This is a genomic window from bacterium, from assembly GCA_035370465.1.
In the GTDB taxonomy this organism is placed as follows: Bacteria; Ratteibacteria; UBA8468; order B48-G9; family JAFGKM01; genus JAGGVW01.
The window spans coordinates 24,430-31,012 of sequence record DAOOVW010000018.1 but is presented as its reverse complement, the minus strand read 5'-3'; the positions used below and the strand labels follow the sequence as shown (position 1 = coordinate 31,012).

The following is a 6,583-nucleotide window of genomic DNA, read 5'->3' as shown; positions in this document are numbered from 1 at the left end:
CTATTTTACTTTCTGATATACCTGATGAAGTAAAGAAGAAAATTTTAAGAGAAAATACTAAATCACTTATAGAAAACTTTTCAAGTAAAAAGTCCTAAAATTTTACATCTTTAATTCCTGTTTTATAATATCTTTATGAGAAAATTTTTGTTTATCTTTATAATCCTTATAAACTCAATTTTATCTTCAATTTCAGTCTATTTTACTCCGTCAAAACAAGCAGATGAAGAAATTTTAAAGGTAATTAAAGGGGCAAAAAATTCAATTTTTATTGCAAGTTATAATTTTAATTATAAAGAAATAATAGAAATTCTTAAGAATAAAAAATTAGATGAATTAAAAATATTTATTGGGAAAGAAAGTAATTTGCCATTTTCACAAAGTTGTATTCAGGTCTATAAAGGGAGTAATCTCTTTCATTCAAAATTTATAATTATTGATAATGAGATAACAATTATTGGTTCTGGAAATTTCACTAAAAATGATTTTCATCTTTTTCATAATAATTTTCTTATAATCAAAGATAAAAATATCTCTGAGTATTTTAAAGAAAACTTTTTTTCATTATGGAATAATAAAGAAAATAATAAAAGTCCTTTTTTAAGTGAAACATTGGAAATTTATTTTTCTCCTGAAGAAAATTTAGAAGAAAAAATAATTGAAGAAATTGAAAAAGCGAAAAGTTCTATTTATTTTTCACATTTTTATTTCTCATCAGAAAATATTGCAAGGCATCTTATAGACAAAAAAAAGAAAGGTGTAGATATAAATGGGATTTTTGAAAGATATAATACATCAAATTACTCCACATTTTATATATTAAATGATTATGGAATAAATGTCAGAAAAAATAATATGGCTGGTTTTCTTCATGATAAGTTTTTTGTAATAGATGAAAAAGTAGTAATAACTGGCTCTTATAATCCAACAGTATCAGCAAGGAAAAATTATGAGACAATTTTAATATTAAGAAATAAAGAAATTGCTGGTAAATACTTAAAAGAATGGATAAAATTGTGGAGATGGGAATCCCTTCCTTAAAAAGAATATTTTTCTGGATATGTCTGATTTTAGTTTTATTTCTTACAAGGGCATTTTTAATTCAGCCATTTAAGACATTTGGTCCAAGTATGAAGCCAACGATTTCAGATAACAAAATCATTTTTGTTAATAAAATTATTTATAAATTCAGAGAACCAGAAAGAGGAGAAATTGTTGTTTTCAGAACATCAGATAGACCATATGTTTATTTTATAAAAAGAGTTATTGGAAAAGAAGGCGAAAGAGTTGAAATAATAAATGGGGATGTTATTATAAACGGGAAAAAGTTAGTAGAGCCTTATGTGATAAATAAAAATGATAACTGGAATATGCCCGAAATAAAAATTAAAAAGGGATATATTTTTGTAATTGGAGATAACAGAGATATGGATATTTCACAACACTTGTTAGTTGATGTCTCTATTAAAAATATTATAGGAAAAGTAATATGGGTAAAATAAAAAAATTTTTTGTATATTTTTTAATTTTAATTTGTATTTTTCTTTTATTAAAAAAATTTATTTTTATATCAGAAGAAGATAGAATAAAACAGACAATTAAAATAGCAGAAAAAGCAATAGAAAATAATAACTATACTGAGTTTATGAAACATTTTTCTTTTGAATATAGAGATGAATATGGAAATACCTGGGGAACATTATTTTTTTTAGTCAAAAATATTCTCAAAAATTATCAAAAAGTGGATATTTCTATTAGAAATTTGAATATAGAAATTTTTGATAAAACTGCGGTTGTTAAAATATTTGGCGAAGGAAAAGCAATAAGTCCTTCTGGTGAAATTATAAAAGAAGCAGGGAGATTTTTAATTAAGTTTAAGCAAGAAGGGAAAAAGTGGAAGATTGTCTGGGTTGAAGAGGATAAATATAGATTTGATTAATAGGCATTATTATAAATTTCAATTATATCTTCTTTTTTTATTGCAACAGGGTTGTTCATTATAGGAACTGAGACCTTTAAGGCATCTTCTGCAAGTTTTGAGAAATTTTCTTTATCAATATTAAAATCCCTTAATTTGGGCATTTTGAATAATTTAAGGAAATTTTTTATTTCATCAACTAAAAACTTTGCTTTTTCTTTTTCATCTCCTTTGAAGTCACTTCTAACAATATCAACAATTGAAGATAATTTCCTTTCAACAGTATAAGAAATATCTTTTTTAATATCAAATTCTAAAACATAAGGGAGAAGAAGTCCATTTCCAACTCCATGTGGAACTCTATAGACACCTCCCAAGGGATAAGATATAGAATGTACAGCAGTTACCCCTGCATTTACAAGTCCAAGGCCTGCAAGAAAACTGCCATAAAGCATTTTCTCTCTTGCCTTTAAGTCCTCATCTTTTGAATAAACAATTGGTAAATTTTCCCAGATATATTTTATAGCACAAAGAGAGATAGATTCTGAAAGGAAATTTGAATTTTTTGAAATATAACTTTCTATTGCATGACAAAGAGCATCAAGCCCGGTTGAGGATGTTATATTTGTTGGTAAAGAAACTGTCAGGACAGGGTCAAGTATTGCATATTCAGGATAAAGATATGGACTATTTATTCCACCTTTTTCTTTTGTATCCTCTCTAATAAATACAGCAGTAAATGTAACTTCGCTCCCTGTCCCGGCAGTTGTTGGTATCATTATTTTAGGCAGTCCCGGTCCAGGGACTTTATTTAATCCCTGATAATCTTTTACACATCCGCCATTTGTAATTATAACAGATGATGCTTTTGCAACATCCAAACTACTCCCTCCGCCAATTCCACAAACAATATCACATTTATTTTCTTTCCCGAATTCTGCACATTCATCTCCAATATCAGTTGTTGGCTCACCAGAAATTTTATCAAAAACAACGAAATCAATTTTTTCACCAGAAAGTTTTTTTTCTATATCCCTGAAAAAACTTGTTTTTGAGAAGTTTGAATCTACAACAACAAGTAATTTTTTTCTTTTTGTTTCTTTAACAATTGATGGAAGTAAAGAAACAGAATTATTCCCATAAAAAACTTGTGGTTCACATATAAATTTAAATTTTTTTATCATATTAAAATTAAACCACAATTTAGAATTTTGTCAAAATTTTTAACAAATGCTATTATATTTTTAGAACCTCCATAGAACAGTTGGAATAGGTATAAAAGTACAGAGAAGGGGCAATAAAAAATGAATAATATCTCTCACCTAAATCCTCTCCTCTTTGCGGGAAGAAAAAGGGCATAGTAGAAATATTAAAAGTTTTACGACCTGCTATAGCACAATTTTACTGAACGCATATGTTGTTTTCGAGAAATAGTAGAAGTTCGACATTTTTAGATAATTAAATTTAATAAATAAAAACAAAAATAGCCCGAATATAAAGTGGATAGATTTGATTTTTAAACAGAGGAGAATATTATGAGAATTTGCATAATCGGAGGTACTGGCCATATAGGAATAAACCTTGTTAAATTTCTTTTACGAGAGAATTATGAGATATTTGTAGTTGCGAGGGGAATTAAACAAACTCCAGAAAATTTTAGAATAAAATTTGTAAAAAAAAATTATGATAACAACAAAATTGAATGGGAAAATCTTTTCAGAGAAATAAAGCCAAAAATAGTAGTTGATATTCTTGGTTCTTATGCGCCATTAGTTTATGAAACATCTAAAATTTACTGTAAACATTTCATATTATGTGGTTCTGTCTGGATGTTTGGGGAGTCCAAAATTGTCCCAACTCCTGAACAAACACAATCACCCTGTATTTTCTCCAACTATGCAAAAAGGTATGCAGAGATGCTTGAATTAAAAAATACTGCTAAAAAAGAAGGAATTATTTTTACTGCTATTATGCCACCGAATATCTGTGGTCCTGGAAAAATTCCCCTAGACTGTTATGGAGATAGAAACATTGAAAATCATCAAAACCATAAAAAAGGATATCCTGTCCCTTTACCTGAGCCAGGTCAAACATTAATTGGTCCCTGTGATGCTGAAGATGTAGCAAAAGCATTTTTCCTTGCTGTTTTAAAATCACAAAAAGCAGCTGATGAAATTTTTAATGTCGGTTCTGCATACGCTATTACATCTCTAAATTTTGTTCAAACATACGAAAAAATCTATGGTGTGAAAATTCCTATACAATGGTATAGTTGGCAAGAATACTGCACAAAAATAAATCCTGACCCAGGAGCAAATTTTCATTTTAAGGCTCATATGTGCCCTGACATTAGAAAAATATCACAAAAACTTGGTTATAAACCAAGTTATACCCCAGAAGAAACAATGGAGCGGGCAGTTTTATGGATGAAACAGCAAGTATTAATTTAATTCCTGTATGATTGTTTTGTTCTTCCTCGAGTACAAAAATTATATAATCCTGAATTTCCATATTTTCATGCACTATGATATTAATTGTCTCTGCAATTTCTTTTTATTGTTCAGAAATTATTGAAATTTGATAAAAGAAGTTGAAGTTTTTTACCTTTTAAGTTAAAATAAAAAAAAGGAGGGAAAATGCCAAATAAATTTGATAGTCCTGTTGTGATTGATAATTTTATTGAAAAATGGGCAGGAAAAATTAAGCCATCATTAGAATTTAAGGGGAAAACAAAAGAAGATGTTTTTATATGGAAAGAAAAATTAATAAAAAAAATAAAAAAATTATTAGGTGAATTTCCAACCCCATCTGACTTAAATCCAGAACTCTTATCAGTTGAGGAAAAAGAAAAATTTATAAGAGAAAAATGGATAATACAATCAGAAAAAGATTGTTTTGTCCCTTTATATCTTTTAATTCCGAAAGGAAACAAGAAGAAATACCCTGCAATTTTATGCTGCCATGGGCATGGCTCTTATGGAAAAGACCCTGTTGCTGGTGTTCATAATAATAATCCAGATATTATAAATAATATAAAAATGCATAACTATAATTATGGACAGCAAATGGCTGAAAATGGATTTATAACTATATGTCCTGACTGGCGTGGTTTCGGAGAGAGAGGGGGATATCAGGACACTTTTTTTCCTGGAAGAGATAAATGTAATGTATATTTTCTTCAACATCTCATACTTGGAAGGACTTTACTTGGAGCAAATATTTTTGATGGTATGAGGGTTATTGATTTTTTACTTACAAGAGAAGAGGTGGACAAAGAAAGAATAGGTTGTATGGGACTTTCCTTTGGTGGGACAATGGCAACTTATTTAACTCTTCTTGATGAAAGAATAAAGACAGGTGATATAATATGTTATGCAACAACGACTTTACACTATGCAATAAGCAGACCAAACTTCTGTGGAAGTCAGATTGTTCCTTTTCTTTATAAATATGCAGATGTTGGAGATGTAATAGGATGTATATGTCCAAAACCACTTTTAATTGAATCAGGAGTTAATGATACATGTTTCTGGATTGATTCAGCTAAAAAGGCACATGAAAAAATAAAAAATGTTTATAAAGTTGCAGGAGTTGAAAATAACTTATGGATTGAAATTTTTCCAGGAGAACATTCTTTTTCAGGTAGAAAAGCATTTGAATTTTTTGGAAAATATTTAAAATGAAAAAAAGAAAAAAAATTGTTATATCAATAGTTGTTTTCTTGGTATTTTTCGTTTTTATCTCTTTAAAAATTGCTGAAAGAATTATAAATAAAAAATTATCTTCTTTATCTAACATCCCATTAAAAATTGAAAATATAGACCTCTCTTTTTCCGGGGCAAAAATAAAGAATTTATCATATAAACAAAATGCTTTTTTTATTTTATTAAATGAACTTAAAATCAAACCTACTTTTACAAAAGTGTCTTTTGCAGGACCAGGAGAGGTAGGAAATCAACAACAGGAGCGAAATATTACAATAAATGGGACTATATCAGGAAATATAAAAAGTGGAAATGTGAATATAGAAAATACAAATATAAAAATTGAAGAAATTGGTGATATACAGGTACAGGGAAATTTGAAAAACTGGGGAAAAACAGACCAGGATGTAATAGTAAAATGTAATAAAATTGATATAAAACAGGTATGTAGTTTTTTTAATTTGAAAGTTAATTTAGAAGGTAATGTTTCAGGAAATATAATGTTATATAAAAAAGATGAGAAACAAAGAATTGATTTTGATATTAAAGTTGAAGAATTAAAAGTTGAAAAAGGTGAAGGGATAATTGTTCTTTTAAAAGGGTGTTTCTATCCAACAGAAAAAAAAGGAGAAATTGAAAGAGGAGTTGCTTTTATAGATAGTAATGAATTAAGGTTTTGGGGAGAAATAGATAATGAAAATTTCAATCTCTCTTTTACTGGAGAGAAAATACAAATAGAAAAATTGCTAAGAATTTTGCCAGAGGATATAAGAGAAAAATATAAAATTGATATATCTGGTGGAACTGCAAATTTCAATCATTTCTCTTTAAGCAAAGTAAAAAAAAATTTCAAACAACTGGTAACTTAAACCTGTTTGTTTCTTCTTTTGACTTTAATAATTACCATATTCAAAATTTAGAAATTTCTTTTCCTGGCACACTTACCTGTGAGAATTTATCC

At 28.0% G+C, this 6,583-nt stretch carries 7 protein-coding genes; 6 read left to right on the top strand and 1 reads right to left on the bottom strand.

The features are described 5' to 3' along the window. The first annotated feature begins 135 nt into the window (after positions 1-135). The 3 genes from PLW95_03945 to PLW95_03935 are packed head-to-tail and all read left to right on the top strand — an operon-like array spanning position 136 to position 1,939. Entirely contained in the window at positions 136-1,041 is a 906-nt protein-coding gene (locus PLW95_03945; protein HOV21816.1) for a phospholipase D-like domain-containing protein, read from the top strand. Next, positions 1,005-1,502: a signal peptidase I gene (lepB, locus tag PLW95_03940; GenBank protein HOV21815.1), complete on the top strand. Its 498-nt coding sequence runs from the start codon at positions 1,005-1,007 to the stop codon at positions 1,500-1,502. The genes PLW95_03945 and lepB overlap by 37 nt, the downstream gene beginning before the upstream one ends. After that, positions 1,490-1,939 carry a hypothetical protein gene (locus tag PLW95_03935; GenBank protein ID HOV21814.1) on the top strand — a complete coding sequence of 150 codons (450 nt, stop codon included), beginning with the start codon at positions 1,490-1,492 and terminating at the stop codon, positions 1,937-1,939. Before lepB ends, PLW95_03935 begins: the two co-directional genes overlap by 13 nt. Here the strand turns inward: PLW95_03935 and PLW95_03930 are convergent. Further along, on the bottom strand, positions 1,936-3,102 hold the full coding sequence (locus PLW95_03930; GenBank protein HOV21813.1) for an iron-containing alcohol dehydrogenase: 1,167 nt from the start codon (positions 3,100-3,102) through the stop codon (positions 1,936-1,938). The genes PLW95_03935 and PLW95_03930 overlap by 4 nt on opposite strands. A gap of 351 nt (positions 3,103-3,453) precedes the next feature. Here PLW95_03930 and PLW95_03925 point away from each other — a divergent pair, with 351 nt between their 5' ends. The 3 genes from PLW95_03925 to PLW95_03915 all read left to right on the top strand — a co-directional run bounded on the left by PLW95_03925 (position 3,454) and on the right by PLW95_03915 (position 6,491). Continuing rightward, positions 3,454-4,368, top strand: a complete 915-nt coding sequence (locus PLW95_03925; protein ID HOV21812.1) for an NAD(P)-dependent oxidoreductase — start codon at positions 3,454-3,456, stop codon at positions 4,366-4,368. Positions 4,369-4,554: 186 nt separating this feature from the next. Then, on the top strand, positions 4,555-5,601 hold the full coding sequence (locus PLW95_03920; GenBank protein HOV21811.1) for an alpha/beta hydrolase family protein: 1,047 nt from the start codon (positions 4,555-4,557) through the stop codon (positions 5,599-5,601). Next, positions 5,598-6,491 carry a hypothetical protein gene (locus PLW95_03915; GenBank protein ID HOV21810.1) on the top strand — a complete coding sequence of 298 codons (894 nt, stop codon included), beginning with the start codon at positions 5,598-5,600 and terminating at the stop codon, positions 6,489-6,491. Before PLW95_03920 ends, PLW95_03915 begins: the two co-directional genes overlap by 4 nt. Positions 6,492-6,583: the final 92 nt, after the last annotated feature.